The following is a 26746-nucleotide window of genomic DNA, read 5'->3' on the forward strand; positions in this document are numbered from 1 at the left end:
GAGAAGGGTACTCATGGCGTACAAGAATATTCTGGTCATCGGTGGTACCGGTTTCATCGGTAGTCAAGTTATTGCGCGACTGGCACGTGGCGCCGCGCCTCGCATTACAGTGCCGACGCGGCGCTACGAATCAAGCAAGCACTTGCTGGTCATGCCGACGGTTCGTACCGTCGTCGCCGACATCCATGATGAAGCGGCGCTGGAGCGCCTCATGGATGGCGTCGATACGGTCATCAATCTGGTCGGTATTCTGCAATCTCGCCGTGGACCTGCTGGCACTGCCTATGGTCCGGATTTCGCGCGAGTTCATGTCGATCTGCCGCGCAAGATCGTGGCAGCCTGTGAGCGCCGTGGGATCAAGCGTCTGGTCCATGTCAGCGCGATTGGCGCTGACATACAGGCACCTTCCATGTATCTGCGTTCCAAGGCCGCTGGCGAAGCGGCGGTCTTGTCCAGCCCGGAAATCGTCACCACGGTATTGCGGCCATCCGTCGTGTTTGGTGAACAGGATCATTTTCTGAATATGTTTGCTGCCTTGCAGAAGCTGTTCCCGGTGGTCCCGCTCGGTGGTGCTGAAGCACGCTTCCAGCCGGTCTATGTCGGTGATGTAGCCGAGGCAGTCGTCGCCGTTGTGCAGCACCAGATTGGCGCTGGCAAGATTTTTGAGCTGGCCGGGCCACAGATATATACCTTGCGACAACTGGTCCATCTGGCGGGCATCTATGCCGGTCATCCGCGCCCGATCATCGGGTTGCCATCTACATTGGCAAGCTTGCAAGCATTTTGTCTGGAGCACTTACCAGGCCAATTGATGAGCCGCGACAATCTGGCTTCGATGCGGGTTGATAATATCGCTAGTGCGCCAATGGCGGTCGAACTAGGGATTGTGCCGACGGCATTGGAGCAGGTCGGGCCGCGCTATCTTGCCGGAGTGAATGTGCAGCAGCAGCTGGACGCCTGGCGTCGCAATGCCAGACGCTGATAAACTCCTCGGCTACGGGCGCGCAACATGCGGGCCATGAACGCAAGACTCTCTTCACCCCTAAGGATGTTGCATGCAGAATACTGAACTCGATGCTGTGTTGTCACAAACGCTGGAAAAAGCCCGAAGAAATATCTTGACCCTGGTGATTGGCAACAAGAACTATTCATCGTGGTCGATGCGCCCCTGGGTGGTGCTGACGGCGTTTGACATTCCTTTTCAGGAAGTGCGTATCTGTCTCGATCAGCCCGATACCGACACCAACATCGCCGAGTACAGTGCCGCTGGCAGAGTACCGGTATTGATTGATGGACAGCTCACTGTCTGGGACTCGCTGGCAATCTGTGAGTATCTGGCAGAGCAATGTTCCGAACGCGCCTTGTGGCCGAAGGAAACTGCCGCCCGGGCCGTGGCACGCAGCATCTGTGCTGAAATGCATTCCGGCTTTGGCGGTTTGCGCAGCGCCATGAGCATGGATATTCGGGCCAGTTATCCTGGCCGTGGACGTACCCCGGAAGCGCAGGGCGATATTGGCCGCATTTGTGAAATCTGGGAAGACTGTCTCTCCAAATTCGGTCACCACGAATTTCTGTTTGGTGATTTTTCGATTGCCGATGCTTACTTTGCACCGGTGGTGATGCGATTCCGTACCTATCAGGTGTCGCTGGCGCCAGCATTGCAGGCCTACTGTGATCGGGTCGCTGCGCATCCTGCCGTGGCCAGCTGGATCGCCGGCGCGCTGGCGGAGACCGAAGTATTGCCCGATCATTGACCACGGCTATCGAGGTCGCAGGAAACATGCAAATCTATACTGTTGGTGGCGCAGTACGTGATGAACTGCTCGGCTTGCCGGTGCAGGACCGCGATTACGTGGTCGTTGGTGCTACGCCCGAACAGATGCTGGCGCAAGGATATCGTCCGGTCGGCAAGGATTTTCCGGTCTTTCTGCATCCCCAGACGCAAGAGGAATACGCGCTGGCACGTACCGAGCGCAAGACCGCTCCCGGTTATCGCGGGTTTGTGTTCCATACCGACAGCGAAGTCACGCTGGAACAGGATCTGGCGCGTCGCGATCTGACTATCAATGCCATTGCCAAAGGTGAGGATGGCGTGCTGATAGATCCCTTTGATGGCCAAGCCGATCTTCATGAACGGGTGTTCCGTCATGTCTCCCCCGCGTTTGTTGAAGATCCTGTGCGAATTCTGCGGGTAGCGCGTTTCGCTGCGCGATTTGTGGACTTCCGTGTTGCACCTGAAACCAATGCACTGATGCAGGATATGGTGCGGCAAGGAGAGGTCGACGCACTGGTGCCAGAACGGGTGTGGCAGGAACTGGCGCGCGGCATGATGGAGCAGAAACCATCACGCATGTTTGCAGTATTGCGTGCCTGCGGTGCCCTGGCGCGTATCCTGCCAGAGCTGGATGCTTTGTGGGGTGTGCCGCAACCGGCGCGCTACCATCCGGAAATCGATACCGGTGTGCACGTGATGATGGTGCTCGATTATGCTGCTGCACGTGCCTACTCAATGGGTGTAAGACTGGCTGCCTTGTTTCATGATCTCGGCAAGGGGACGACATCTCCGGCATTGTGGCCTAGCCATCACGGTCATGAAGGGCGTAGTGTTACGCTGGTTGAAGGTATTTGTGCACGACTCAAGATTCCCAATGATTACCGTGACCTGGCACTCATCACCGCACGTGAGCATGGCAATGTTGGTCGGGCTTTTGAGTTACGGCCCGCCACCATCGTTGATCTGATTACGCGTTGTGACGGCTGGCGCAAACCGCAGCGTTTCGACGATATGTTGCTGGCATCCGAATGCGACCGGCGTGGGCGTACCGGTTTTGAAGAAGTCAGTTTCGATCAGCGCCCTTATCTGCTGGGTGCCTTGCAGGTGGCGCAAGCGGTGGATGCGGGCGCGATTGCGGGCCGATTGCGGGAGCAGCCTCAGCGCATTCCGGAGGCGATTCTTGCCGCGCGTATCGCGGCAGTAAAAGCGTATGTTGAGGTGGCGAACCAGCAGCCCACCCTGCAGCCAGGCCCGCAGTCCAACCCTACTTCAGATGTCTGAGTCAGGTCATCATGTCGACATTTCTTGATCGCATGGCAGAGCGCGTGACGCGGTGCAAACGTATTCTTTACGCCATTGCCGAGGCTTCCGAAAAGCCAATGATTCTGGTCAAGGAGTTGTCGCCTCGTTCACGTCGACACCTACTGCGTCATTTCCTGGCACTGGAAGAAAAGGACCGGCTGCTGCGCTTTGGTACCAAGCTGTCCGATGAGCTTGTGACGCGCTACGTAGAGCAGCTCGATTTTTCCCGCGATACGATATTTGGCGTCTATGACCGCAAATTGCGGCTGCTTGGCGTCGGCCATCTGGCGTTCGCGCCGCGAGAAACTTCGCGTGTCAGCGGCGCCACCATCAAGGCCCGTATTGCCGAATTCGGGGTGTCGGTATCGGCGGCTGCACGCGGTATGGGAGTTGGTACCAAGTTGTTTGAGCGCGGTGCCATGCGTTGCCGCAATGCTGACGTCGATACCTTGTACATGCATTGTCTGTCGTCCAACAAAGTGATGATGCATATCGCCACCAAGGCAGGTATGGAAATCCATCGCGATTACGGCGAAGCGGATGCCTACCTCAAGCTCAAACCAGCCAATTCGGTCACAGTATTGCAGGAGGCCGTTGAGGAACAGGCGGCGATGCTGGATTACATCGTTAAGTCCAATGTGCGTGCCTTGCTGAAATGGCTGACCAAGGTCACTGGTATCGGCAAGCCCAAAGCCTAGCCGGTTGAGCGCATAATACGGGGCTTGGCATTTCACGCATCCAGATCATGAACAGTACCGCCAGCACCGCCGACTTCTTCGCCAGCGTTGCCACTAAATCCGATAGCGGCGCATTACGCGGCGACTATACCTTGGCCGACCAGAATTTTGTTGTCACCCAGCAATGGGACGCCTATACCCCTGCCCAGCACGCCCTATGGCGGCGCCTTTATGAGCGCCAGGCCAAGCTGATTCCCGGCCGTGCCTGTGACGTCTTTATCGACAGCCTGGCCGCATTGGATGTTTCCCACGGGATTCCCCGTTTCGATCAGACCAGCGAGGCGCTGTATAAGGCGACCGGCTGGCAGCTGGTTGCGGTCCCGGGGCTGGTGCCGGACCACACCTTTTTCGAGCACCTGGCCAACCGTCGTTTTCCGGTCACGGTCTGGCTGCGTGAAGCGCATGAGTTTGACTACATTGTCGAGCCGGATGTGTTCCATGACTTCTTTGGTCACGTACCGTTGCTGTTCAATTCCGTCTTTGCCGATCACCTGCAAGAGTATGGCAAAGGCGGTTTAAAGGCGCTCAAGCTTGATGGTCTGGGCTTGCTGGCGCGGCTATATTGGTACACGATCGAGTTTGGGTTGATCGAAAGTCCGCAAGGCTTGCGCGTTTATGGTGCCGGTATTTTGTCTTCAGGTGGCGAGATTGAGCACTGCCTGCGTAATTCGCAACCCAGGCGCATTCCGTTTAATGTCGAGCGCGTCATGCGGACCTTGTACAAGATCGATTCGTATCAGGAGACTTACTTCGTGATTCGTGATTTTGAGCAATTGTTTGAGGATACGCATCCTGACTTTACACCGCTATATGCCCACCTGAACACACTGGAGGCGTTACCCGCCAACAGTTTGTTGGCAGGGGAAATCAATCTGCCGGCCAGCCCATGAAGTGAATTGGTTTTTATTGTCAGACGTATAATATTTTCCGGCAACCTGCCCACTTGTGGCAGGTTTTTTTATGTCTGCCCCCTGTTTCCATGCTGCGCCGTGCGTAGCAGTCTCGCTGCCGTTGTGCTAATGTCGTCTCACTAAAAAAGGAAACATCCAGCTCACAAGGCAGAGATGTTTTGACCGGATCCCGATCGGATTCAAGTGCAACAAAGACACAATTTTTGGCACGGAGACAAACGCATGAATGCACCACTCACGGTAGCAAACCAACAGGCGCTATTGCAGGACGCCATTTCCCTGGACGACAAATATTCGCTGCAGCATGGCCGGGTCTTCATGACTGGCATACAGGCGTTGATTCGTCTGCCCATGCTGCAACGGCAATGTGATGTACAGGCCGGACTCAACACTGCCGGTTTCATCACCGGCTATCGCGGTTCACCACTAGGCACCGTGGACCAGACTGCGGCCAAGGCACAAAAATATCTGGATGCCGCGCATGTGAAATTCCATCCCGGCATGAACGAGGATCTGGCTGCCACCAGTGTCTGGGGTACGCAACAGGTGAACCTGTTCCCGGGCGCGCAATATGACGGCGTATTCTCGCTCTGGTACGGCAAAGGACCGGGCGTAGATCGCTGTGGAGACGTCTTCAAACATGCCAATATGGCGGGCACCTCACGCCACGGCGGTGTGCTGGTGATTGCCGGCGATGATCATGCCGCCAAGTCTTCCACCACCGCCCATCAGAGCGAACATATTCTCAAGGCCTGTGGTATCCCGGTGCTGTATCCCTCATCGGTCCAGGAATATCTGGACTACGGCTTGCACGGCTGGGCCATGAGCCGCTATACCGGCTTGTGGGTAGCCATGAAATGCGTCACCGATATCGTTGAGTCGGGTATGTCGGTGATGATCGACTCGCAACGTGTGCAACCGATCTTGCCACAGGACTTTGCTCTGCCAGCGGGCGGTCTCAATATCCGCCAGCCCGATACCGTGCTGGAGCAGGAAGCCCGCATGAATGTCTACAAGTGGTATGCGGCACTGGCCTACGCGCGGGTCAACAAGCTCAATCAAATCATCTGGGACAGTCCGCATGCTCGTATCGGCATCATCACCGCCGGCAAGTCCTATCTCGATACCAGACAAGCACTGGAAGACCTCGGCATTGATGAACAGGTTGCGCGCGACATTGGCCTGCGTCTCTACAAGATCGGCATGACCTGGCCACTGGAAGCGGAAGGCGTGCGCGAGTTCGCACAAGGGCTGGATGAAATTCTGGTGGTGGAAGAAAAGCGCCAGATTCTGGAATACCAGCTCAAGGAAGAACTCTATAACTGGCGCGATGATGTTCGTCCACGGGTGGTTGGCAAGTTCGATGACACCGGAGAATGGAGTGGCTCACCGCGCGAAGGTCACGGTAACTGGCTGCTGCCTGCGACCTATGAACTGAATCCGGCGCAAATTGCGCGGGCGATTGCCACGCGCATTTCCAAATACTTTGCTGGCCATCCGATTGAGCAACGTGTCAAACAGCGAATTGCCTATCTGGAAGCGAAGGAAGCCACGCTCAACATCAGCACCAAACCGGATCCCGAAAAAGATCGCATCCCGCATTTCTGCTCTGGTTGCCCGCACAACAGCTCGACCAAGCTACCCGAAGGCAGCCGCGGTCTGGCTGGGATTGGTTGCCACTACATGGTGACCTGGATGGATCGGGAATCAACGATTTTCTCGCACATGGGCGGGGAGGGCGTGACCTGGGTGGGGCAGGCACCATTCACCAGCGAAAAGCATGTGTTTTCCAACCTTGGCGATGGCACCTATTTCCACTCTGGTTTGTTAGCGGTGCGCGCTTCGGTAGCGGCCAAGGTCAATATTACCTACAAGATTCTCTACAACGATGCAGTGGCCATGACCGGTGGTCAGGAGTTCGATGGACCACTCGACCCGGCGATGATTTCGCGTCAGCTGGCTGCCGAAAATGTACAACCCATCATCGTTGTCACCGACGAGCCCGATAAATATCCACCCGGCACGCGCTGGGCCGAAGGCGTCACTATTCGTCATCGTAGCGAGCTCGATGCGGTGCAGCGAGAATTGCGCGAAGTATCAGGTGTCTCGGCGATGATCTACGACCAGACCTGCGCGTCGGAAAAGCGTCGCCGTCGCAAACGTGATGCCTACCCTGATCCGGCCAAACGTGCCGTCATCAACGAAGCCGTTTGTGAAGGTTGTGGCGATTGCAGTGTGCAATCGAACTGCCTGTCGGTCGAGCCGCTGGAGACCGAATTCGGTCGCAAGCGTCAGATCAATCAATCCTCCTGCAATAAGGATTTTTCTTGCGTAACCGGTTTTTGCCCCAGCTTCGTGACCGTCGAAGGTGGCAAGCTGAAAAAGGCAAAGAAGACTGCTCCTGCCGCTAGCGATGGCGTTGCCCTGCCGACGTTGCCGCAGCCAGTGCTGCCTGCACTGACGGATCATTACGGCATCATTGTCACCGGCATCGGCGGCACCGGCGTCATCACCATTGGTCAGATTCTCGCGATGGCAGCGCATGTCGAAGGACGTGCCTGCTCGGTGCTGGACATGAGTGGCTTGGCCCAAAAGGGGGGGCCCGTGATGTCGCATGTGCGCTTGTCCAGCGATACCGATGGCTTGTATTCGACGCGTGTTGGCACCGGTGCTGCTGATCTGGTAATTGGTTGCGACGTCATTGTCAGTGCCAGTCGCGATGCACTCTCGCGCATGGGTGAGGGACGAACCCGTGCTGCCATCAATGCGACGCAAATGCCTACCGCTGCTTTCGTCCGTAATCCCGACTGGCAGTTCCCTGCCGCTTCGGCACAGGGCAGCATTGAGCAAGCCTGCGGCAAGCAGGGTGTGGCCTTTATCGACGCAGGTAATATCGCCACCGCACTCATGGGCGATGCGATTGCCACCAATATGTTCATGCTTGGTTACGCGTGGCAAAAAGGCTGGGTGCCGTTGTCAGAAGCCGCAATTCTCAAAGCCATCGAGCTCAATGCCCTGTCGGTCGAGTTCAACAAGCAGGCCTTTGGCTGGGGTCGTGCTGCGGCACATGATACTGCTGCGGTAGAGCTGGCCGCGCGTCGCAATGGTATGACCGCGCAAGTGATCGATTTCAAGTTGCCACCCAAGCTTGATGAGGTCATTGCCAAGCGCGTCGCATTCCTGAGCGATTATCAGAACGCTGCCTATGCCGGCCAATATAGTGAATTTGTGGAACAGGTCAGGGCTGTAGAGAGTCGCTTTGGCAACCTTGGAAACGGGCTCAAGCTCACCCATGCAGTTGCCAATTATCTGTTCAAACTGATGGCCTACAAGGATGAGTATGAAGTGGCACGACTTTACACTGCACCGGCCTTCCGCGAAAAAATTGCAGCCATGTTCGAAGGTGACTACCAGCTGAAATTCCACCTGGCGCCACCGCTGCTGGCACGGCATGATGCCAATGGTCATCTGCTCAAGCAGCAGTATGGTCCGTGGATGATGCGGGCGTTTGGCGTGCTTTCGAAGTTACGCTTCTTGCGCGGATCGCTGTTTGATCCGTTTGGCTACACCGCCGAGCGCAAGCAGGAGCGCGCCTTGATTGAGGCCTATCGCACTACGATTGCTGACGTGCTGGCAAAGCTGACGCCGGAGAACCTGGCACAGGCTGTCGCCATTGCACGTATTCCGGAGGAGATTCGTGGTTATGGCCACGTCAAGGAGCGTCACCTGAAGGCCGCTACACAAAAACAAGCCGCGTTGCTGCAGACCTATCATGGTCAGCAACAGCCGGTTGCAGGAGGCAGTCAGGAAGCCGCCTGATCAGAGTCGAAGGCAGGGACTAATTCAAGCGCGTCGGCCACCGCTGACGCGCGCGATCCCTGCCAGATCATTCCAGCTCTGCACTTCGGTAAAGCCCTGGGCGCTGAGCAGCTCGCGCACGGCGTCAACCTGATCGTAGCCATGTTCCATCAGCAGCCAGCCATGCGGTTTCAGGAACACTTTGGCACCATCGACGATGATGCGTAATGCCGACAAGCCATCCGCATGGTCGGTCAAGGCACTGACCGGTTCAAAGCGCAAATCACCCTGCGACAGATGGGTATCGCCCGCGACAATATAAGGCGGATTGGCAGCGATCAGGTCCAGTGCATGCCGCATATCCGTGCCTAGCGCTTCATACCAGTTGCTGTGCAAAAATTGCACGCTGGTGCCATGGCGTTGTGCATTGCTGCGAGCCACCAGCAGGGCATCTTCACTGATATCGAGTGCAGTCATGGTGACGTCGGCACGGGTGTGGGCGATAGCGACAGCAATAGCGCCTGAACCGGTACCCATATCGAGCCCCCAGCCACCGGGTGGTAGCCGGTCCAGCGCCAGTTCGACCAGCAGTTCAGTCTCTGGACGCGGGATCAATACCGCCGGTGTGACTTGCAGTGGCAAACCGAAAAATTCGCGCTCACCGACGATATAGGCAATCGGTTCGCCGCGGAGTCGACGTTCAAACAGCGCTGTCAATTGCAAGACCTCATCACTGCTCAGGGACCGCTCCGACTGCGTGATCAACTGGATTCTTGTCAGTTGCAGCGCATGGCTGAGCAGAATCCGGTTTTCCAGGGTATCCAGCGGTGCACTGCGCAATGCTGCTGCCAGCGACATGCCGGGCGTAAAGTAGGCGGAAGAGTTCAAGTTAGCGTTGGTGTCAGCCACGTTTGAAGAAGCGCCGTGCCAGTACCAGACTCAACAGCACGAAGCAGATCAGCGACCATTTCGGGATTGCCAGACCGAGGAATGGGTATTGCATCGAGCACAGTCCATCGGCCTGAAACAGGATCGGCCAGAGCTTGGCGGTGGGCGCGGTATTGAGTGCGGTTTCCAGCGGATCAATCGCGCAGGTGGTACCTGGATGAGCCTGTACCCAAAGATGCCAGCAGGCAGTGCCAACGCCGCCAAGTGCTGCCAGCAGTGCAAGACCTGAGCCGGTGCGGCCGGCGCGGGCTGGCAACAGCGCGAAGATCACACAAATGATCGCGATTGCGGCAAACAGATAACGCTGGATGATGCACAGCGGGCAGGGTGTCATTTCTTCGACGATCTGCAGATACAAGGCAACGCCCAGCAGGGCGACACAGGAGACAGCGACCGACAGCAACAGGAGTTTGGAAGATTTCATGGGATCGGGAGAGTGAGTCAGCGTTTGATGTTGTTGGATTTTCCTGAATTCAGGCAGTACCTCAGAGATCGTCTCTTGCAATAGGTTCCAGCGTCGCTGCATTGTGCCACGGCAAGCGACAATCAATCTCGATTGATATCGTTTCTGCTAACGATCAGCGTGACGCAGCGATTCTCAATCGTCACCCAATTGTGCCAGTAACTCCGCCTGATGTTCGGTAATGAGGGCATTGGTCAGTTCTTCCAGATCACCGTCCATGATGAAGTCGAGTTTGTACAAGGTCAGGTTGATGCGATGGTCGGTCATCCGTCCCTGTGGGAAGTTATAGGTACGGATACGCTCACTGCGGTCACCTGACCCGATCAGCGATTTACGCGTTGCGGCTTCCTTGGATTGCTGTTCGCGCAGTTGTACATCCTTGATACGCGCGGCCAGCACCTTGAGTGCCGAGGCTTTGTTCTTGTGCTGGCTGCGATCATCCTGGCATTCCACCACGATACCGGTCGGCATATGCGTGATACGCACCGCAGAATCAGTCTTGTTGATGTGCTGGCCACCGGCACCTGAAGCACGATAGGTATCGATACGGATATCGGCTGGATTGATATCCACATCCTCAACTTCGTCTGCTTCAGGCATGACTGCTACGGTGCAGGCCGAGGTGTGGATACGTCCCTGTGTTTCAGTCGCTGGTACGCGTTGGACCCGATGACCGCCTGATTCAAATTTAAGACGCGAATACGCACCGAAGCCGGCAATGCGCACAATCACTTCCTTGTAGCCGCCGATTTCTGATTCCGAGGCTGACATCATTTCGACCTGCCAGCGATTGCGCTCGGCGAAGCGCGTATACATACGCAGCAGATCGCCTGCGAACAGCGCTGATTCATCGCCACCGGTACCGGCACGAATTTCCAGGAAAATATTGCGTTCATCATTGGGATCCTTAGGCAGCAGCATCTTTTGCAGATCGCTTTCCAGTGCCTCCATCCGGGCTTTGGCCGTATTGATCTCTTCCTGGGCAAAGTCCTTCATATCAGGGTCGGCCAGCAGTTCCTGTGCCGTGCTGATGTCCTTCGCGCCTTGGGTGTAGTCGTGATATAGCGCGGCCAGCGGACCCAGTTCAGCATGTTCGCGCGTCATCTTGCGATAGTTGTCCATGTCAGCGGTGGCATCTTCTTGTGCCAGCAGGCTATTGAGTTCTTCCAGCCGCTCGGCGAGCTGGTCGAGTTTGGCGAGCATGGAGGGTTTCATGAGTAGGTCTGCAATCGAATGTACAAAAATCAAAGGGAGGCAGGGCAGATGCGCCCGGGCAGGCAGTACAGCCGCAGTGCCTGTGACGGCAGCGGCTAGCGCAAAGGGAAGCTAACGCTTGGCGCGGAACAGTTGAGGCAGCAGATTGACGAGCTGGCTACGCTCGTCACCCTGGGCGTGATGCAGGGCCTGTTGCGGGCCATGCAGGAATTTGGCGGTGAGACCTTTGGACAGGGCTTCCAGTACCTGATCGATATCGGCACCCTTGGCCAGCATACGACGGGCACGTTCCAGTTCGGCCTGACGCAGTGCTTCGCCACTGTCATGCAGATCCTGAATCAGCGGCACCATGGCACGGTGATCGATCCAGTGCATGAACGACTGCACCCGGGTTTCGATGATGGCCTCGGCCTGCGCGACGGCAGCCTGACGGTTTTCGACACCGCTTTGTACCACCGAGGCGAGATCATCCACGGTGTAGAGGAAGACGTCATCCAGGCGCGCGACTTCCGCCTCGATATCACGTGGCACCGCCAGATCGACCATGAAAATCGGTTTGTGACGACGTGCCTTGACGGCGCGTTCCACCAGACCCAGTCCGATGATCGGCAAGGAAGACGCAGTGCAGGAGACGATGATGTCAAAGCGTGAGAGCTCTGTTGGCAGGTCTGCCAGACGCAGCGCGGCGCCATTGAAACGGTGTGCCAGAGTTTCACCGCGTTCTAGGGTGCGGTTGGCCACTGTCAGCGATTTGGGATTCTGCGCCGCAAAGTGCGTAGCGCACAGTTCAATCATTTCACCAGCGCCGATGAACAGGACATGCTGGCCAGAGATGGAATCAAAGATACGTTGCGAAAGCCGCACCGCAGCGGCTGCCATTGAGACGCTGTGGGCACCGATTTCCGTGGTGCTGCGTACTTCCTTGGCGACCGCAAAGGTACGCTGGAACAGCTGATGCAGGTAGGTACCCAGTCCGCCGGCAGCCTCTGCCTGGCGAACTGCATCTTTCATTTGTCCGAGAATCTGCGGCTCACCGAGCACCATCGAGTCGAGCCCGGAAGCAACCCGGAACGCGTGACGTACCGCATTGTCTTGCGGCAGCGCGTACAGGAAAGGGCGCAGCTCGGCGTACGGCAATTGATGGTGGTCGGCCAGGAAGTGGGCAGTGCTATCGATGGCATCGTCAACGCCACCATTTACCTTGGTGCTGGCTGCGTAGAGTTCGGTGCGGTTACAGGTCGACAGAATGGCTGCTTCGCCAGTTTGCGCATGACTTGTGCTGGAATCGCTACGACCGAACCAGGCGCGCGCAGAGGCGACCGCCTGACCAATCTGGTCGGCCGGAAATGCCACCTTCTCACGCAGCGATAGCGGCGCGGTAGTGTGGTTGAGTCCGACGGCAAGCAAATGCATGATTTTTCGGGAGCGACAACGTAAAAAGTGGAGCAATAAACTGACAAAATTCAATCATCATTATACGCGTTGCGCGTCATCGAGCTTTGAACTGTATCAATAATGACTATATAAGCTGACTATCAAGGAGTGCCGGAAAGCGCAGCAAAACAACAGGGAAATTGTCTTTTTGTTAACTTTATTGGGGTGCCACTGCGCTTTGTCCATCAACCAGTTGCTCCAGCTGATAGCCGTAACCGTACACCGTTGCCAGCCTGAACCCATGCTCCGGCTTGAGTTGCAGCTTGCTACGCAGACGTGCGATATGGGTATCGATGGTCCGTGTCGGCAAGGCGTCTTCTGACTCTGGCCCCCAGATGCTTTCCTGTAGGTAAGCGCGCGACAGCGGGCGTCCCAGATGGCGGAACAGCAACAGGGCAAGGGCAAACTCCTTGCTGGTCAAGGCTACACTGTGCTCGCCATGGCGTACGCGATAGGTGGCCGGTTCAAACAGATAGTCGCCAATCTGTTGTACTGGTATGTCCTGATAGTCCGGATAAGCCAGTCGCAACAGCAGGCGCACACGCGCATTGATGGCGTGCCTTTGCAGTGGCTTGAATTCAGCGTCCAGAAGATGCCAGCTGGCATGCTCGCGGCGCAACGCCGTCAGGATCGCCAGCTCATTTGGCTGATCGGCGACCAAAAGCAATACCGGAATAGCTTGTTCATGGGCACGTTGCAGCAATGCTGTGAGTTGTTGTCCGGCGGTGGCCAGGTCAATGATCAGCAACTGTGCCGACAAGGCAGGCAGATCGGCGGCAGTAGGCACGCCCTGGCAGTGGTGCGGCGAAAGATTGCGTGAAATGAGCGCAATATCACTGCCAGTCTGACTGAGGATGGCAATTTGCATGGCGGTCGCCGCAGTAATCGGCGGCACTTAGGGCGCGTCGCTGTCGGGCAGCACGACGTTGACATCAAGCACTTCCAGGTTGCCTTGACGATCCAGCGAGATCTTGATGTCGTCCGCATCGACCTTGGTGTATTTGGAAATGACTTCAATCAGTTCCTTGTGCAAGGCTGGCAAAAAGTCATACCCCTGACCCTGACGGCCACCGCGCTCGCGCGCAATGATGATCTGCAGGCGTTCTTTCGCCGCCGTGGCGGTCTTGGCCTTCGGCGGAAACAGGAAGGAAAGCAGAGCCATGATTACTTACCTCCGAAAATACGCTGCAACAGGCCCGGCTTTTCGTAGCTTGTGAAGCGCAATGGCAAATCTTCACCGAGGAAGCGGCTGACCAGATCCAGATAGGCGTCAGAGACGTCAGTATCCTTCAGGTGAATCGCTGGGTTACCCTGGTTGGAAGCTTGCAACACCGATTCGGACTCAGGAATGATGCCAATCAGTGGAATGCGCAGGATTTCCTGAACGTCGGTGTACGACAGCATTTCACCGGCGTCCACACGCTTGGGGGAATAGCGGGTGATCAGCAGATGTTCCTTGACCGGCTCGCCACCATGCAGGGCGCGGCGCGACTTGGCCTGGATGATGCCGAGGATACGGTCCGAGTCGCGTACCGAAGAGACTTCCGGATTGGTGACGATGATGGCTTCATCGGCAAAGGTCAGTGCCATAACAGCACCGTGCTCAATACCGGCAGGGGAGTCGCAGATGATGTATTCGAAGTCCATCTTCGCCAGTTCACCCAGTACGCGCTCAACGCCTTCTTCCGACAGGGCATCCTTGTCGCGGGTTTGCGAGGCCGGCAGGATGAACAGATTGTCGCAGTGCTTGTCCTTGATCAGCGCCTGATTCAGCGACGCTTCCTGATTGACCACATTGATCAGGTCATACACCACACGGCGTTCGCAGCCCATGATCAGGTCCAGGTTACGCAGGCCGACGTCGAAGTCGATGACGACCGTCTTGTGTCCGCGCAACGCCAGTCCCGATGCGAAACTGGCGCTCGAAGTCGTCTTGCCGACGCCACCTTTACCCGATGTCACAACGATGATTTTTGCCACAAAAGACTCCTTAGAAAATCAGTTAATTTGAATGTACTTGTTTGCAGATGCACCGCTCAGCTCATCAGTTGATCAGCCAATCAGCCTTTACCGTTGATTGGCAAGACATCGATACGGTCGCCATTGAGGCGCACCTGCACTTGTTGTTGTGCCAGCTCGGCGGGATGGCCATTTTCAAATGTACGGTAGACCCCGGCAATGGAGACCAGTTCAGCTTCCAGACTGGCAGCAAAGATGCGCGCGCTGGTGTTGCCGCTGGCACCGGCCAGTGCCCGGCCTCGCAAGGGGGCGTACACATGGATGCTGCCATCGGCAATGATTTCAGCGCCATTATTGACCGCAGCCATGATCACCAGATCAGCACCACGGGCATAGATTCGTTGGCCGGCACGCACTGGCGTATCGACAATCATGGTGCTGACAGGCTTGGGCGGTGCTGCTGCTGGTGTCGGAGCGGGCGCTGCTGCGGCCCATGCCGGCTTGGGGGCTTCAGCCGGTGCCGCCACTGCTACTGGCGCTGGCGTGGGTGCGGTAGCCACTGGTGTCTCGGCCGGTTGCCGTGGTACTGCGCCGCTATCGATACTCAGGCCCTGCGCAATGATTTCTGCGTGCAGGCTCTCGGGCGCGTGGCGGACCGCCACCGCGTTGAGGCGGTAGCGCTTGAACAAGGCCACCAGTGCACTCCAGGCGATGGTATCGGGCTGGCAATCGAGTGCGGACAGATCCAGCACGGCGAATTCGTCTTCAAAGAAGTCGGAAACGCCACCGGTCATTTCCTTGAGCGCTTGCTCCAGGGCGGCAGTGTCGGTTTCGTGCAGAATCGCAGAAATGGCGACCACCGTAGATATTTTGATATCGATCGGTTTGCGGTTTTTTTGCATAAATTGTTCAGCGACCGCGCTAACAGCACGGCACAAGCATCATTGCGTTCGGGGAGCGTGAAATTGTTATATCTCGTCGCGATCAGGCGGCAGCAGGCCGGATACACGATGGTTTTGCATTATACAGTCAGGCTGACGGCGGGATAGCGCCTCATGGCCGCAAATACAGCAAATTAGGCATGTTCGACAGAAACTGGCGTCGGTGGGGAGGGCGGAGGACGTGCCGGCGGCATCAGCAGCTGGCAGGGTAGTGCAGAAATGGATGTGGAAATGTTGACGCCGATGCAAGTTTTCAGGCTTACACCGGCGCCGGCAGGCTCAGATTCAGCTGTCGACTTAGCCCGGAACCTTGCCGTCTACGCCTTCAACGTAGAATTTGATGCCATGCAGGAAGCCATCATCGGCCACGGCATCCTTGGCAACCACTTCCTTACCGGTATTGTCCTTGATCGGACCCTTCCAGATCGGTGCGCTGCCGTCAGCGATACCCTTCTTGCGTTCTTCGATCAATGCCTTCACGTCGGCCGGAACATCCGGATTGAAGGCACCCAGATCAATACCATTTTCCTTGATGCCATTCCAGCTGGTACCACTCTTCCAGGTGCCATCGAGGACGGCTTGTACACGTGCGATGTAGTAGACACCCCAGTTGTTCATGGAAGCAGCCAGATGGGCCTTGGGACCAAAGCTGGTCATGTCGCTATCCCAGCCAAATGCGTGCACACCCTTCTCTTGCGCAGTTTGCACCACGGCAGCCGAGTCAGTGTTTTGCATCAGCACGTCAACGCCCTGGCCGATCAGAGTTGTCGCCGCTTCACGTTCCTTGCCCGGATCAAACCACTTGTTGACCCAGACCACGCGGGTAGTGGCCTTAGGATTGATCGAGCGGGCACCCAGGGTGAACGCATCGATATTGCGGATCACTTCAGGAATCGGTACTGACGCCACCACGCCCAGCTTGCCGGTCTTGGAGGTCTTGCCTGCGACGACGCCAGCCAGGTATGCACCTTCGTAGGTGCGGACATCATATTGGGCCAGATTGTCGGCAGTCTTGAAACCGGTTGCGTGTTCAAATTTGACGTCCGGGAATTCCTTGGCGACTTTCAGCATCGCTTCCATGAAGCCGAAGGAAGTACCGAAAATCAGCTTGTTGCCATCGGTCGCCAACTGGCGGAATACGCGCTCGGCATCGGCAGCAGACTCAGGGACGTTTTCCACGAAGGTGGTCTTGACCTTGTCACCGAACTTGGCTTCGACTGCCTTGCGGCCACTGTCGTGGGCAAAGGTCCAGCCAGCGTCGCCAACCGGGCCGACGTAGACGAACGCTACCTTCAGCGGGTCGGCCGCAGGAGCCGGTGCGGTAGCCGCAGCAGGTGCTGGGGCAGGTGCCGCTTCTTCCTTCTTGCCACAGCCGATCAAGCTGGCGGCGGCCAATGTAGCGAGCATCGCAATCGAGGCTCTGCGCGAAATTCTCATGTATTTCTCCCTGGGCAGTGTTGGTTGAGTAAATGAAGCAAAAAAAGCAGCAAGCAATGTGAAACAAAAACAATCAGCAGCAATGCCGAATACAAAAAATTCAGGAGGCTCCCGGGCGGAACGGCTTGCCCAGTGACGCGGGCATATTCAGCCTGATCCAGTCGGGATTACGCGAGATCAGTGCCAGCACTACGATGGTCGCCAGATACGGCAACATCGACAGGATCTGGGAGGGGATGGTCACGCCCATGCCTTGCAGATAGAACTGCAGAATCGTCACGCCGCCGAACAGCAATGCACCGAGCAAGACCCGTGCCGGACGCCAGGTCGCAAATGCGGTCAGTGCCAGTGCAATCCAGCCACGACCAGCGACCAGTCCTTCGACCCACATCGGGGTATAGACCAGCGACAGATAAGCACCCGCCAGACCGCAGCAGGCACCACCAAACAGCAAGGCCATGAAGCGGATGCCGCGTACCGAATAGCCCAGTGCATGGGCAGATTCCGGCGACTCACCGACCGCGCGCAGAACCAGTCCGGCGCGTGTGCGATACAGGAACCAGGCAATCGCGCCACACAGCAGCAGCGCCAGATAGCTCATCCAGTGCTGGCTGAACAATGCTGCACCGACGAATGGCAGGTCACGCAGCAAGGGAATGCCGGTGCTTTGTGCGGGCAGGGCTAGACCGACAAAGTGTTGGCCGAGAAAGGCCGACAAGCCGCTGCCGAAAATCGACAGCGCCAGACCGGTCGCTACCTGATTGGTCGCCAGCAGTAGCGCCAGCCAGGCAAACAAGCTTGCCAGCAGCATGCCGCATGCGGCACCAGCGATAAATCCCAGCAGCGGACTTTTAGTTGCATAACCGACGGCGAAACCGGCAATTGCCGAGACCAGCATCATGCCTTCGGCACCCAGATTGAGTACCCCGGCGCGTTCGTTGATCAGCAGACCGATCGCTGCCAGAAGCAGTGGTGTGCCGGCATTGATGGAAGCGGCGATGAGAGGAGCAAGTTGATCCATGGTGTCTTATCCTTGACGTTGCCAGCGCAGGCGATAGTCGATCAGGGTGTCGCAGGCTAGCAGCAGAAACAGCAGCATGCCCTGGAACACGCCAGTAATAGCCGACGGCAATCCCAGACGCGATTGCGCCAGTTCACCACCCAGATATAGCAGCGACATGACCAGCCCACCAAAAATGGCACCGATCGGATGCAGACGGCCGATAAACGCCACGATGATCGCAGCAAAGCCGTAACCAGGAGACACCGACGGCAGCAGCTGACCGATGGGGCCAGCGATTTCAAACGCGCCGGCCAGCCCGGCGAAGCCACCTGAAATCAGCAGGCAGGTCCACAATGCATTGCGACTGGAGAAGCCGGCATAGCGTGCCGCATGCGGTGCAATACCACCCACGGTCAGTGAGAAACCACGCAGGCTGCGCGTCATGAACACGGTCATCAACAATGCCGCGATGATGGTCACCACAAAGCCGATATGCAGGCGCGTGCCATGGATCAGCATTGGCAACATGAATTCATCCGAGAATACTTTGGATTGCGGAAAGTTCATGCCATTCGGATCTTTCAGCGGGCCATTGACGGCATACATCAGCAGCAGCTGGGCGACATAGGTGAGCATCAACGAGACCAGAATTTCATTGGCGTTAAAGCGATCCCGCAGCACCGCAGTGATACTGGCCCACAGCGCACCACCAAGGATGCCGGCCAGAATCATCAGCAGCAGGCCGAATCCGCCCGAGATGCCATGATTGGGCACATCCAGCCAGACCAGCATAGCACCGGCACACAGTGCGCCGACCGTAAACTGACCCTCAGCGCCAATATTCCAGATGCTGGCGCGGAAGCAGACGGTCAAGCCCAGCGCACACAAGATCAGTGGCACCGATTTAAGCAGAAGCTCGCTGAGTGCACGCTTGCCGCTGAACGGATCGATCAGGAACACCTTCAGTCCAGCGACCGGGTCCTTGCCCAGCAGCAGAAACAGCAGCGAGCCGAACAGCATCGTCAGGACGATGGCAATCACCGGTGACCAGTAAGTCATGGCGCGCGAAGGATTGCCGCGCAATTCGAGTTTCAACGGGAATGCCTTAAGCATGGCTGACCTCCGTTGCCTGATCAGCGGCTGGGGTGTCGTGCCAGAGGCCGCTCATCCACAGTCCGACCTGCTCACGGGTAGCTTGCTCGATCGGGATGGAGGGAGACAGTTGTCCTTTGGCGATCACATGCAGGCGATCACAGAGGGCAAACAGTTCGTCGAGTTCTTCGGAGATCACCAGCACAGCACAACCTTCTTGTTTGAGCGCCAGAATTTCGGCATGAATCTGAGCGGCAGCACCAACGTCCACCCCCCAGGTTGGTTGCGCCACGATAAAGACACTTGGCTTGCGCTCCATCTCGCGGCCCACGATGAATTTCTGCAGATTGCCGCCAGAGAGGCTCTTGGCCAACGCATTCGGGCCACTGGCCTTGACCTTGAAGCGCTCAATGATGCTGCTGGCGATACGCCGGGTGTAGGCAAAATCGATCATGCCGCGTTTGACGTAAGGCGTCTTTTGATGTGACAGCAGCATATTGTCCGCCAGGCTCAGACTGGGGACGGCACCCCGTCCCAGACGCTCCTCCGGCACCAGGCCCAGACCGCGTGCGCGGCGCGGATTGGGCGCCAGATGGCCGACTGCACTGCCACCCAGCAAAATCATGTTGGGCGCGGCGCGCTGGTCTTCACCGGACAAGGCTGCCAGCAACTCTTGCTGACCATTGCCAGACACACCGGCAATGCCGACGATTTCACCGGCGCGGACTTCGCATTCAATATCCTTCAGCTCGGTCGCGAACAGATGCGCCTTCGGCAGGCACAAACGGTTGATGAACAACTTGCGCTCGTTACGTCCGACATCGCCGTTACGCTCGCGACGCAGACGGACCAGTTCGTCGCCGATCATCATCCGCGACAGGCTGGCGCTAGTTTCGTTGCGCGGGTCGCAGGTGCCGGTGACACGGCCACCGCGCATGACGGTCGCGCTGTGGCATAGCGCACGGATTTCGTCGAGCTTGTGACTGATGTAAAGAATGCTGCAACCTTCGGCCGCCAGCTTGCGCAGGGTCACGAACAGTTTTTCCACCGCCTGCGGTGTCAGTACCGACGTTGGTTCATCCAGAATCAGCAATTGCGGATTGGTCAGCAACGCACGGACGATTTCGACGCGTTGACGCTCACCGACCGACAAGGTATGCACATGGCGGTTTGGTTCCAGCTCCAGGCCATAGCGCGCACCGGTGTCGCGAATACGCGCGGTCAACTCCTGCAGATCGGTATTTGCATCGAGGCCGAGGGCAATGTTTTCTGCCACGGTCAGCGTATCGAACAGCGAGAAATGCTGGAACACCATGGCGATCCCCAGCTTGCGCGCAATCTGCGGATTGGCGATATGGACAATGTCGCCATTCCAGCGAATTTCACCGGCATCGGGTTTGACGGTACCGAAGATGATTTTCATCAGCGTCGATTTACCGGCACCGTTTTCACCAAGTACCGCATGAATTTCCCCTGGGGCAACACGGAGATTGATATCGTCATTGGCCAATACGCCCGGGTAGGCCTTGCGTATGTGCGCTATGTCGAGACGGGCAGGCGTAGCGGTCACTGGGTTCCTTTCGCGGAAGTCCTGCGCAGCACCAGCAGGGGCTGCAGAGCCTTCTTGTTATGTAAATGTTGTGCGGAATTTACCATAGACGAATTGCCGTTCATGCAGAAAATTGCAAAATAGGGATCAAGCCAATGCATGACAGTGGCTAGTTTCCGTTCTTGCCACGGTGAGCCCAGCCCGTCGTGCGTTTTTCGATGATGGCGAACAGTTCGTACATCACCATCGCCATGGCGCCAATGACGACCAGCCCGGCGAAGGCCAACGGCATCTTCATCGAGGAACCGGCCGAGACCAGCAGATAGCCGATACCTTCATTGGAGGCATTCATTTCCGAGACAGTGGAGCCGACAAATGCCAGGGTAATGGCGACCTTGAGCGAGGCAAAGAAATAGGGCATCGAGCGTGGCAGACCAACCTTGAGCAGGATGTCCGAACGCTTGGCACCCAGCACCCGCAATACATCCTCCAGTTCCGGTTCCAGCGTGGCCAGGCCGGTGGCGATGTTGACCATGATCGGAAAAAACGAAATCAGAAAGGCGGTCAGAATCGCTGGTCCGGCACCAATGCCGAACCAGACCACCAGCACTGGCACAAAAGCGGCCTTGGGGAGTGCGTTGAAGGCGGTCATCAATGGATAGACGGCGGCATACAGCAGTGGCGACGAACCGATCAGGAATCCTAGCGAAACACCGACCACGACGGCAATGGCAAAGCCCGCCATCGTGACCCAGAAGGTACTGAGCGCATGGTGGGCAATCGGTCCGGAAAATTCGATCAGCGCGTCAATGATCGCCAGCGGACTGGGGAAGATGAATTCAGAGACTTCCAGCGCGCTACAGATGATTTGCCAGAGGACCAGAATGGCCAATAGCAGCAACCAGGGTGCCAGAGTTTTGGCGGCGTGATTGAGGGAAGGTGATTTTTTCATGAGGTCTCGTTAGCTAGTCGTCTCGGCGCAGGCAGGCTCAGGTATTGCGCACACGGCCGATGTGTTCGCGCAGCTCGTGCACCAGCGCGTTGAACGGATCGGTATAGGTCACCTCCAGTTCGCGCGGACGTGGCAAAGGGTTGACCTTGCGTGCCACGATGCGGCCCGGATGCTTGCTCATGACGTAAATGGTGTCGGCCAGGAAGGCGGCTTCGCGCAGATCGTGGGTGACCAGAATCACGTTGAACTGACGTTGCGTCCACAGGTCGCGCAACACGCACCAGAGTTCTTCACGGGTGAAGGCATCGAGCGCGCCAAAGGGCTCATCGAGCAACAACATTTTAGGCTCATGGATCAGCGCACGACAGATCGAGGCCCGTTGCTGCATGCCACCCGACAGTTGCCATGGAAACTTGTCGGCATACGCTTCCAGGCCGACCGTGCGTAGCAATTGCATCGCACGTTCCACATATTGCTCGCGGTTCTTGCGGAAGTCATGCCGGTAAGGCTCAACAATTTCCAGAGGCAGCAAGACATTGTCCAGCGTGGTCCGCCACGGCAGCAGTGTCGGCGCCTGAAACGCCATACCGACAATTTTCAATGGGCCGGTGACTGGCTTGCCGTCGATGGCGATACTGCCCCGGGTTGGTTTCTTAAGGCCGGTTGCCAGCTTCATGAAGGTTGATTTTCCGCAACCTGAAGGGCCGACGATGGCGATGAATTCGCCATGTCGGGTCTGCAGTGAAATATCTTCCACGGCAAACGCATCGCTATCGTCATAGGAGAGAAATACCCGCTGGAAGTCGACGAAACTATCCTCCGTATTGGGCTCGCTGGCGATTGTCGACGTAGCGCTGGCTGTGGAAGTAAGAGTCTGCACGCTTATTTCCCCAGCACGTTCAGTTCTTCTTTGGAGGGCAGGAACGCTGCAGTCCAGATCTTGGATGGATCGACACGGGTCTTGGTCGCATAGGTATCCGACACTTGTGAGGCCATCAGCGTCAGGCGTGGCAGGGAAACCTGACCATAGCCTTCCGCCTTGGCATGCGGCGTGGCAATCGCGCTGGAGATCGCCAGCTTGAGGCGACGCAGTTCCAGTTTTTCGTCAATCAGACCATCTTTTTCCTTGAGGACCTTGATTGCCGCTTCCGGATTAGCCAATACATCGCGAGTCGCCTTGGCAAATGCGCGCAGGAAGCCCTTGATCGCCTGCGGATTGGTTTTCATCAGGCTTTCATTGGCAATGATGGTATTGCCGTAAAGCTTGACACCATAGTCCGGATACATCATCACGTTGAGATCCTGGTCCTTGTAGCCGCGTGCATACAGATTGAGCAGCGAGGTGAAGTAGAAACCGGTAATCGCATCCACATCACCGCGTGCGAGCATGGTTTCGCGCAGCGGTGGGTCCATGCTGATCCAGTTTGCTTTGGAGGCATCCAGGCCGTTGGCCTTGGCAAAGATCGGAAATGCACGGCGTCCGGCGTCGAACACTGGTGAGCCGAGTTTCTTGCCGATCAGATCCGCAGGTGTCTTGATACCGGTTTTCTTGAGCGAGAAGATGGCGGCAGGTGTGTCGTTATAGACCATCATGACAGCCATCGGCTTGCCCGGGGTATTCGGATTGTTGGCAGTGAATTCCATCAGCGCGGCCATGTCAGCGAAGCCCATGTCATAGGTGCCAGAGGCAACCCGGTTGACCGCATTGCCAGAACCGTTGCCGGCGTCAATCGTTACATCCAGTTTTTCCTGATCAAAATAACCTTTGGATTTTGCTACCAGAAACAATGCCGCAGGCCCCTCAAAGCGCCAGTCGAGCTGGAACTTGATTTTGGTCTGCGCCATGGCGCTGGAACAGGCTGCACCGAGCAGCAAGGCAGCGGTGTACTTGATGAAGCGATTGCTAGGCATGTGATGTTCTCCCTTTGAATTGAATGACCAAGCGTGATGGCGCATTGCGCTGGCAAGTCGTTGCAGGGCTGGGCAGTGTTGCAAATTGCCTGCGTTGTGCTTGCTTGTGCCATCAATTGTTTGAAATCTCCCACAGCCAAAAGCATTTACTATGCCAGCCGTTAAAACCTGATCCTCGCCTGTGCTGTTACGGTTGTTGCAACCTGCGGACTGGCATTCTTCTCAAGAGATATATGATTTTGCGAATAGCATTGTCAACAATCATAATAATAATTTGCGACAATCTTGTGCTACGTTGCACCTTAATAGACAAAACGCACCAAAAGACGAGATAACGCGTGGTGCAAAAAATACCTTGGAGACAGGCATGAGGCGGAAGCAGGCTGTTCGACACCTTTTTAGGTATTGTCGACAATCATTTTGATAGCTCCTTGCATGAGGTAAGTTGCGTCCACTTTATCCAAGGTGGCGTGTTCGCTTGCGGGCGTGTTATGGCTTGCCCCGTCGGTGCGACGTCTGGAGTGGTCTGTCACATGATGCAGGTCGCCTGACGATCATTTTTGAAAGCTTTGTCGACACTTTTTTTGCGAGCAGGTGTTTTCCTGGCATGGGGTTTGCATTAGTGATCCCGGCGGTGACGTCTGGCGCATGCGTTGTGGACATGACCTGATGTTATTTGACATTGGCTGACAAATTCAACAGGGTTCGGCGCGTGTTGCGATGGACTCTGGCGTGCATGTTTGCCGAAACAGTTTTGAGGGTTGTAGGGGTCTGGGTCTGAATTATTTTGATGACATCTAAAAAAGGGAGAGAAGTATGAAAAAGAGTGCAATGGGGAAAATTCTGACGACAGCTGCCTTGCTGGCTGCAGCTTGTGCCGGTTCGGTGGCACATGCAGAGGAATGGTCTGATAACTCGCTGAGCGTGCGTTACGGTACGCAGTTTGCCGAGCCGTATGTTGGTGACGGCATTGCCAAGACCATCTATAACTTCACCCATAGCGGTGGCTACAAGTACGGTACCAACTTCTTCAGCATCGACATGCTGATGTCCAATGCCAAGGACAATGATTCGCAGGAAGCTTACGTGGTCTACCGTAATACCATTGACTTCAGCAAGGTCGGCGGCAAGGATCTGGCATGGGGCCCGGCACGCAGTTTCGGTGCAACGGTCGGATTTGACTGGAATACCAAGAATGACCCAGGCTACAGCTCACGCAAGCGTATGTATGTCGCTGGTCCGACTGTGATGATGGATGTGCCTGGCTTCTTGAATATCAGTGTACTGGCCCTGTGGGAAAGCAATCAGCCGGTCAATAGCAGCAACGTTCGTATTGCTCGCTATGAATACAGGACGCACCCGATGCTGGATCTCGCCTGGGGTATCCCGATTGGTGACAGCGGCTTTTCGTTTGAAGGCTACTGCGACTATATCGCCGCCAAGGGTACGGATGAATTTGGTGACCCAACGTCGCCTGAGCTGAACTTCGACGGCCAGATCATGTACGACCTGGGCTCCCGCATCGGCATGGGCAAAAATACTTTCCGTGTCGGTCTGGAATATCAATACTGGCGTAACAAGTTCGGTAACCCTGACACTGTCCCGGGCTCTTTCGCCAAGACACCAATGGTCCGTGCCGAGTATCATTTCTAAGTTGCAATCCTGATGACGCGGGAAGCTTAATCTTGACGAAGCACCCGCAGTCATGACTATTTCTGTTGGTCTGCGATGGATGTGCCGGGTCTGCGGGCCCGGCTTTTTTTCGGATGGAGGTAGACGTGCGTTATTTTTGTCGACAAAATTTTAAAAAAGTGGATTATTCGGTGCTTTTACTGCACTAAGTTTGACCCTTTGCCCTAAAAAGGGTTTCTGTTATTCCAGTTGAATAAGCGATTTGGCAAGGCTTTTGGGGAAGCCAGGGAAGTTGAGACTTCCTCGGGGAGTGTTATTAATATTGTCGACAATAGAATGTTTCAGACGATTGCGACAACGCTAATGATTCACAGCGTTGACAGGCGATGTACGATTACATAGGCGAACTTCATGGAAGCATATCTTTTTGAATGGCTCAATTTACTGCTGCGCTGGCTGCATGTCATTACCGCGATTGCGTGGATTGGTTCGTCGTTTTATTTCGTCTGGCTCGATAACAGTCTGACCCGGCCAGAAGATCCTGAGCTGCTGGAAAAGGGGGTTGGCGGCGAGTTGTGGGCAGTACACGGCGGAGGATTCTATAACCCGCAGAAATATTTGCTGGCGCCGCAAAAGTTGCCCAAACATTTGCACTGGTTCTTCTGGGAGTCTTACAGTACCTGGCTCTCTGGCTTTGCCCTGTTCTCTGTCCTGTATCTGTTCAATGCCGGTACCTTTCTGGTCGACCGGCATGTGCTGGAGATGACGGCCAGCACAGCCGTGTTTGCCGCGCTGGCCTATCTTGTTGCTGGCTGGCTGATGTATGACCTGATCTGTCGGGTGTTCGGTGACAGGAAGAATGGCGATCGTATCGTCGGCCTCCTGGTGACGCTGTATGTGGTTGTCGCGGTCTGGGTAGCCTGCCATGTCTTTTCCGGACGGGCAGCATTTTTGATGACCGGTGCTTCGCTGGCGACCGTGATGAGTGCCAATGTGCTGTTCTGGATCATTCCCGGGCAACGCAAGATGGTCGCTGCCATGCGTGCCGGACAGAGTCCGGACCCGATTCATGGCAAGCGCGGCAAGCAACGCAGCGTGCACAACACCTATTTCACGCTACCGGTAATCTTTGCGATGCTGTCCAACCATTACAGCATGACCTACAGTGCGCCCAGCAACTGGCTTGTGCTACTGCTGATCATGCTGGCCGGGGTACTGATCCGGCAATTCTTCGTGTTGCGTCACAAGGACATCGTCAAATGGCAATACCCGGTCGCGGCGATCGTGATTCTGGCCGCCGTAGCCGCCTGGATCGTGCCAAAGTCGGTACTGGAGCCGGCGGCAGGTAACCCAAATGCGTCAGTGTCATTTGCCCAAGTCCAGCAAGTTATCCAGACGCGCTGCATTCAATGCCATGCGGCCAAGCCGACACTGATGCCGGTTCCCGGCAAGGGCATCATCCTGGACAATCAGGATGGCATTTTGCAACACGCGCAGGATATCTATCAGCAGGTGGTGGTACAAAAGGCCATGCCGCTGGGGAACATGACCAATATTACTGATGAGGAACGGGCGTTGATCGGTAAGTGGTTCGAGCAGGGTGCCAAGTCAGAGTAATCTGCGTTGACGCAAGAAAGTCAAAGGGCTGAACATGGTGTTCAGCCCTTTTGTTTTGCGTATCAATGTCT

At 56.3% G+C, this 26746-nt stretch carries 23 protein-coding genes; 8 read left to right on the top strand and 15 right to left on the bottom strand.

The window, feature by feature from the left end:
* Positions 1–13 precede the first annotated feature (13 nt).
* The 6 genes from FHW66_RS08735 (at position 14) to FHW66_RS08760 (ending at position 8543) form a co-directional block, all read left to right on the top strand.
* A complete protein-coding gene (locus tag FHW66_RS08735) occupies positions 14–982 on the top strand; it encodes a complex I NDUFA9 subunit family protein (protein ID WP_183379398.1) in 969 nt (322 codons plus the stop codon).
* Between the two features lie 73 nt (positions 983–1055).
* Positions 1056–1754, top strand: coding sequence for a glutathione S-transferase family protein (locus FHW66_RS08740; protein ID WP_183379399.1), 699 nt, complete (start codon positions 1056–1058; stop codon positions 1752–1754).
* Between the two features lie 26 nt (positions 1755–1780).
* Positions 1781–3055 carry a multifunctional CCA addition/repair protein gene (locus FHW66_RS08745; RefSeq protein ID WP_183379400.1) on the top strand — a complete coding sequence of 425 codons (1275 nt, stop codon included), beginning with the start codon at positions 1781–1783 and terminating at the stop codon, positions 3053–3055.
* A gap of 32 nt (positions 3056–3087) precedes the next feature.
* Positions 3088–3774, top strand: coding sequence for a GNAT family N-acetyltransferase (locus tag FHW66_RS08750; protein ID WP_255458908.1), 687 nt, complete (start codon positions 3088–3090; stop codon positions 3772–3774).
* Positions 3775–3821: 47 nt separating this feature from the next.
* Positions 3822–4703, top strand: a complete 882-nt coding sequence (phhA, locus tag FHW66_RS08755) for a phenylalanine 4-monooxygenase (protein ID WP_183379402.1) — start codon at positions 3822–3824, stop codon at positions 4701–4703.
* A 243-nt stretch (positions 4704–4946) separates the two neighbouring features.
* Positions 4947–8543 (top strand): indolepyruvate ferredoxin oxidoreductase family protein, encoded by a 3597-nt coding sequence (locus FHW66_RS08760; RefSeq protein WP_183379403.1) that lies wholly within the window; start codon positions 4947–4949, stop codon positions 8541–8543.
* Between the two features lie 24 nt (positions 8544–8567).
* On the opposite strand, the gene prmC is transcribed toward FHW66_RS08760, so the two are convergent.
* The 15 genes from prmC to FHW66_RS08835 form a co-directional block, all read right to left on the bottom strand.
* Positions 8568–9380 carry a peptide chain release factor N(5)-glutamine methyltransferase gene (gene prmC, locus FHW66_RS08765; protein ID WP_183379639.1) on the bottom strand — a complete coding sequence of 271 codons (813 nt, stop codon included), beginning with the start codon at positions 9378–9380 and terminating at the stop codon, positions 8568–8570.
* Between the two features lie 43 nt (positions 9381–9423).
* Complete coding sequence (locus FHW66_RS08770) at positions 9424–9894, bottom strand: disulfide bond formation protein B (RefSeq protein ID WP_183379404.1); 471 nt, start codon at positions 9892–9894, stop codon at positions 9424–9426.
* A 174-nt stretch (positions 9895–10068) separates the two neighbouring features.
* Entirely contained in the window at positions 10069–11148 is a 1080-nt protein-coding gene (gene prfA, locus FHW66_RS08775; protein WP_183379405.1) for a peptide chain release factor 1, read from the bottom strand.
* Between the two features lie 111 nt (positions 11149–11259).
* Entirely contained in the window at positions 11260–12561 is a 1302-nt protein-coding gene (gene hemA / locus FHW66_RS08780; RefSeq protein ID WP_183379406.1) for a glutamyl-tRNA reductase, read from the bottom strand.
* A gap of 178 nt (positions 12562–12739) precedes the next feature.
* Positions 12740–13450, bottom strand: a complete 711-nt coding sequence (locus tag FHW66_RS08785; protein WP_183379407.1) for a response regulator transcription factor — start codon at positions 13448–13450, stop codon at positions 12740–12742.
* A 27-nt stretch (positions 13451–13477) separates the two neighbouring features.
* Positions 13478–13744, bottom strand: a complete 267-nt coding sequence (gene minE, locus FHW66_RS08790) for a cell division topological specificity factor MinE (RefSeq protein ID WP_183379408.1) — start codon at positions 13742–13744, stop codon at positions 13478–13480.
* A gap of 2 nt (positions 13745–13746) precedes the next feature.
* A complete protein-coding gene (gene minD, locus FHW66_RS08795; RefSeq protein ID WP_183379409.1) occupies positions 13747–14562 on the bottom strand; it encodes a septum site-determining protein MinD in 816 nt (271 codons plus the stop codon).
* Between the two features lie 80 nt (positions 14563–14642).
* Positions 14643–15443, bottom strand: coding sequence for a septum site-determining protein MinC (gene minC, locus FHW66_RS08800; protein ID WP_183379410.1), 801 nt, complete (start codon positions 15441–15443; stop codon positions 14643–14645).
* Positions 15444–15779: 336 nt separating this feature from the next.
* Positions 15780–16919, bottom strand: a complete 1140-nt coding sequence (locus FHW66_RS08805) for a BMP family ABC transporter substrate-binding protein (RefSeq protein WP_183379411.1) — start codon at positions 16917–16919, stop codon at positions 15780–15782.
* A gap of 100 nt (positions 16920–17019) precedes the next feature.
* Positions 17020–17940 (bottom strand): ABC transporter permease, encoded by a 921-nt coding sequence (locus tag FHW66_RS08810; RefSeq protein WP_183379412.1) that lies wholly within the window; start codon positions 17938–17940, stop codon positions 17020–17022.
* Between the two features lie 6 nt (positions 17941–17946).
* On the bottom strand, positions 17947–19035 hold the full coding sequence (locus tag FHW66_RS08815; protein WP_183379413.1) for an ABC transporter permease: 1089 nt from the start codon (positions 19033–19035) through the stop codon (positions 17947–17949).
* On the bottom strand, positions 19028–20584 hold the full coding sequence (locus FHW66_RS08820; RefSeq protein WP_183379414.1) for an ABC transporter ATP-binding protein: 1557 nt from the start codon (positions 20582–20584) through the stop codon (positions 19028–19030). The genes FHW66_RS08815 and FHW66_RS08820 overlap by 8 nt, the downstream gene beginning before the upstream one ends.
* Positions 20585–20732: 148 nt before the next feature.
* Positions 20733–21515, bottom strand: coding sequence for an ABC transporter permease (locus FHW66_RS08825; protein ID WP_183379415.1), 783 nt, complete (start codon positions 21513–21515; stop codon positions 20733–20735).
* A 37-nt stretch (positions 21516–21552) separates the two neighbouring features.
* A complete protein-coding gene (locus FHW66_RS08830) occupies positions 21553–22356 on the bottom strand; it encodes an ABC transporter ATP-binding protein (RefSeq protein WP_183379640.1) in 804 nt (267 codons plus the stop codon).
* A gap of 41 nt (positions 22357–22397) precedes the next feature.
* Positions 22398–23426 (bottom strand): ABC transporter substrate-binding protein, encoded by a 1029-nt coding sequence (locus FHW66_RS08835; RefSeq protein ID WP_183379416.1) that lies wholly within the window; start codon positions 23424–23426, stop codon positions 22398–22400.
* Between the two features lie 816 nt (positions 23427–24242).
* On the opposite strand from FHW66_RS08835, the gene FHW66_RS08840 reads away from it, so the two are divergent.
* Positions 24243–25079 (top strand): outer envelope protein, encoded by an 837-nt coding sequence (locus FHW66_RS08840; RefSeq protein WP_183379417.1) that lies wholly within the window; start codon positions 24243–24245, stop codon positions 25077–25079.
* A gap of 390 nt (positions 25080–25469) precedes the next feature.
* Positions 25470–26675, top strand: a complete 1206-nt coding sequence (locus FHW66_RS08845) for a urate hydroxylase PuuD (RefSeq protein WP_183379418.1) — start codon at positions 25470–25472, stop codon at positions 26673–26675.
* Positions 26676–26746: the final 71 nt, after the last annotated feature.

Source organism: Herbaspirillum sp. Sphag64 (assembly GCF_014192645.1).
GTDB lineage: Bacteria > Pseudomonadota > Gammaproteobacteria > Burkholderiales > Burkholderiaceae_D > Herbaspirillum.

Bases quoted from the DNA above. Each gene is read 5' to 3' on its own strand.
- minE (WP_183379408.1), bottom strand. From the start codon at position 13,744: ATGGCTCTGCTTTCCTTCCTGTTTCCGCCGAAGGCCAAGACCGCCACG.
- FHW66_RS08825 (WP_183379415.1), bottom strand. From the start codon at position 21,515: ATGAAAAAATCACCTTCCCTCAATCACGCCGCCAAAACTCTGGCACCC.
- phhA (WP_183379402.1), top strand. From the start codon at position 3,822: ATGAACAGTACCGCCAGCACCGCCGACTTCTTCGCCAGCGTTGCCACT.
- FHW66_RS08835 (WP_183379416.1), bottom strand. From the start codon at position 23,426: ATGCCTAGCAATCGCTTCATCAAGTACACCGCTGCCTTGCTGCTCGGT.
- prfA (WP_183379405.1), bottom strand. From the start codon at position 11,148: ATGAAACCCTCCATGCTCGCCAAACTCGACCAGCTCGCCGAGCGGCTG.
- FHW66_RS08770 (WP_183379404.1), bottom strand. From the start codon at position 9,894: ATGAAATCTTCCAAACTCCTGTTGCTGTCGGTCGCTGTCTCCTGTGTC.
- FHW66_RS08740 (WP_183379399.1), top strand. From the start codon at position 1,056: ATGCAGAATACTGAACTCGATGCTGTGTTGTCACAAACGCTGGAAAAA.
- FHW66_RS08815 (WP_183379413.1), bottom strand. From the start codon at position 19,035: ATGCTTAAGGCATTCCCGTTGAAACTCGAATTGCGCGGCAATCCTTCG.
- hemA (WP_183379406.1), bottom strand. From the start codon at position 12,561: ATGCATTTGCTTGCCGTCGGACTCAACCACACTACCGCGCCGCTATCG.
- FHW66_RS08745 (WP_183379400.1), top strand. From the start codon at position 1,781: ATGCAAATCTATACTGTTGGTGGCGCAGTACGTGATGAACTGCTCGGC.
- minC (WP_183379410.1), bottom strand. From the start codon at position 15,443: ATGCAAAAAAACCGCAAACCGATCGATATCAAAATATCTACGGTGGTC.
- FHW66_RS08750 (WP_255458908.1), top strand. From the start codon at position 3,088: ATGGCAGAGCGCGTGACGCGGTGCAAACGTATTCTTTACGCCATTGCC.
- FHW66_RS08760 (WP_183379403.1), top strand. From the start codon at position 4,947: ATGAATGCACCACTCACGGTAGCAAACCAACAGGCGCTATTGCAGGAC.
- FHW66_RS08840 (WP_183379417.1), top strand. From the start codon at position 24,243: ATGAAAAAGAGTGCAATGGGGAAAATTCTGACGACAGCTGCCTTGCTG.
- FHW66_RS08810 (WP_183379412.1), bottom strand. From the start codon at position 17,940: ATGGATCAACTTGCTCCTCTCATCGCCGCTTCCATCAATGCCGGCACA.
- FHW66_RS08785 (WP_183379407.1), bottom strand. From the start codon at position 13,450: ATGCAAATTGCCATCCTCAGTCAGACTGGCAGTGATATTGCGCTCATT.
- FHW66_RS08805 (WP_183379411.1), bottom strand. From the start codon at position 16,919: ATGAGAATTTCGCGCAGAGCCTCGATTGCGATGCTCGCTACATTGGCC.
- prmC (WP_183379639.1), bottom strand. From the start codon at position 9,380: ATGTCGCTGGCAGCAGCATTGCGCAGTGCACCGCTGGATACCCTGGAA.
- FHW66_RS08845 (WP_183379418.1), top strand. From the start codon at position 25,470: ATGGAAGCATATCTTTTTGAATGGCTCAATTTACTGCTGCGCTGGCTG.
- FHW66_RS08735 (WP_183379398.1), top strand. From the start codon at position 14: ATGGCGTACAAGAATATTCTGGTCATCGGTGGTACCGGTTTCATCGGT.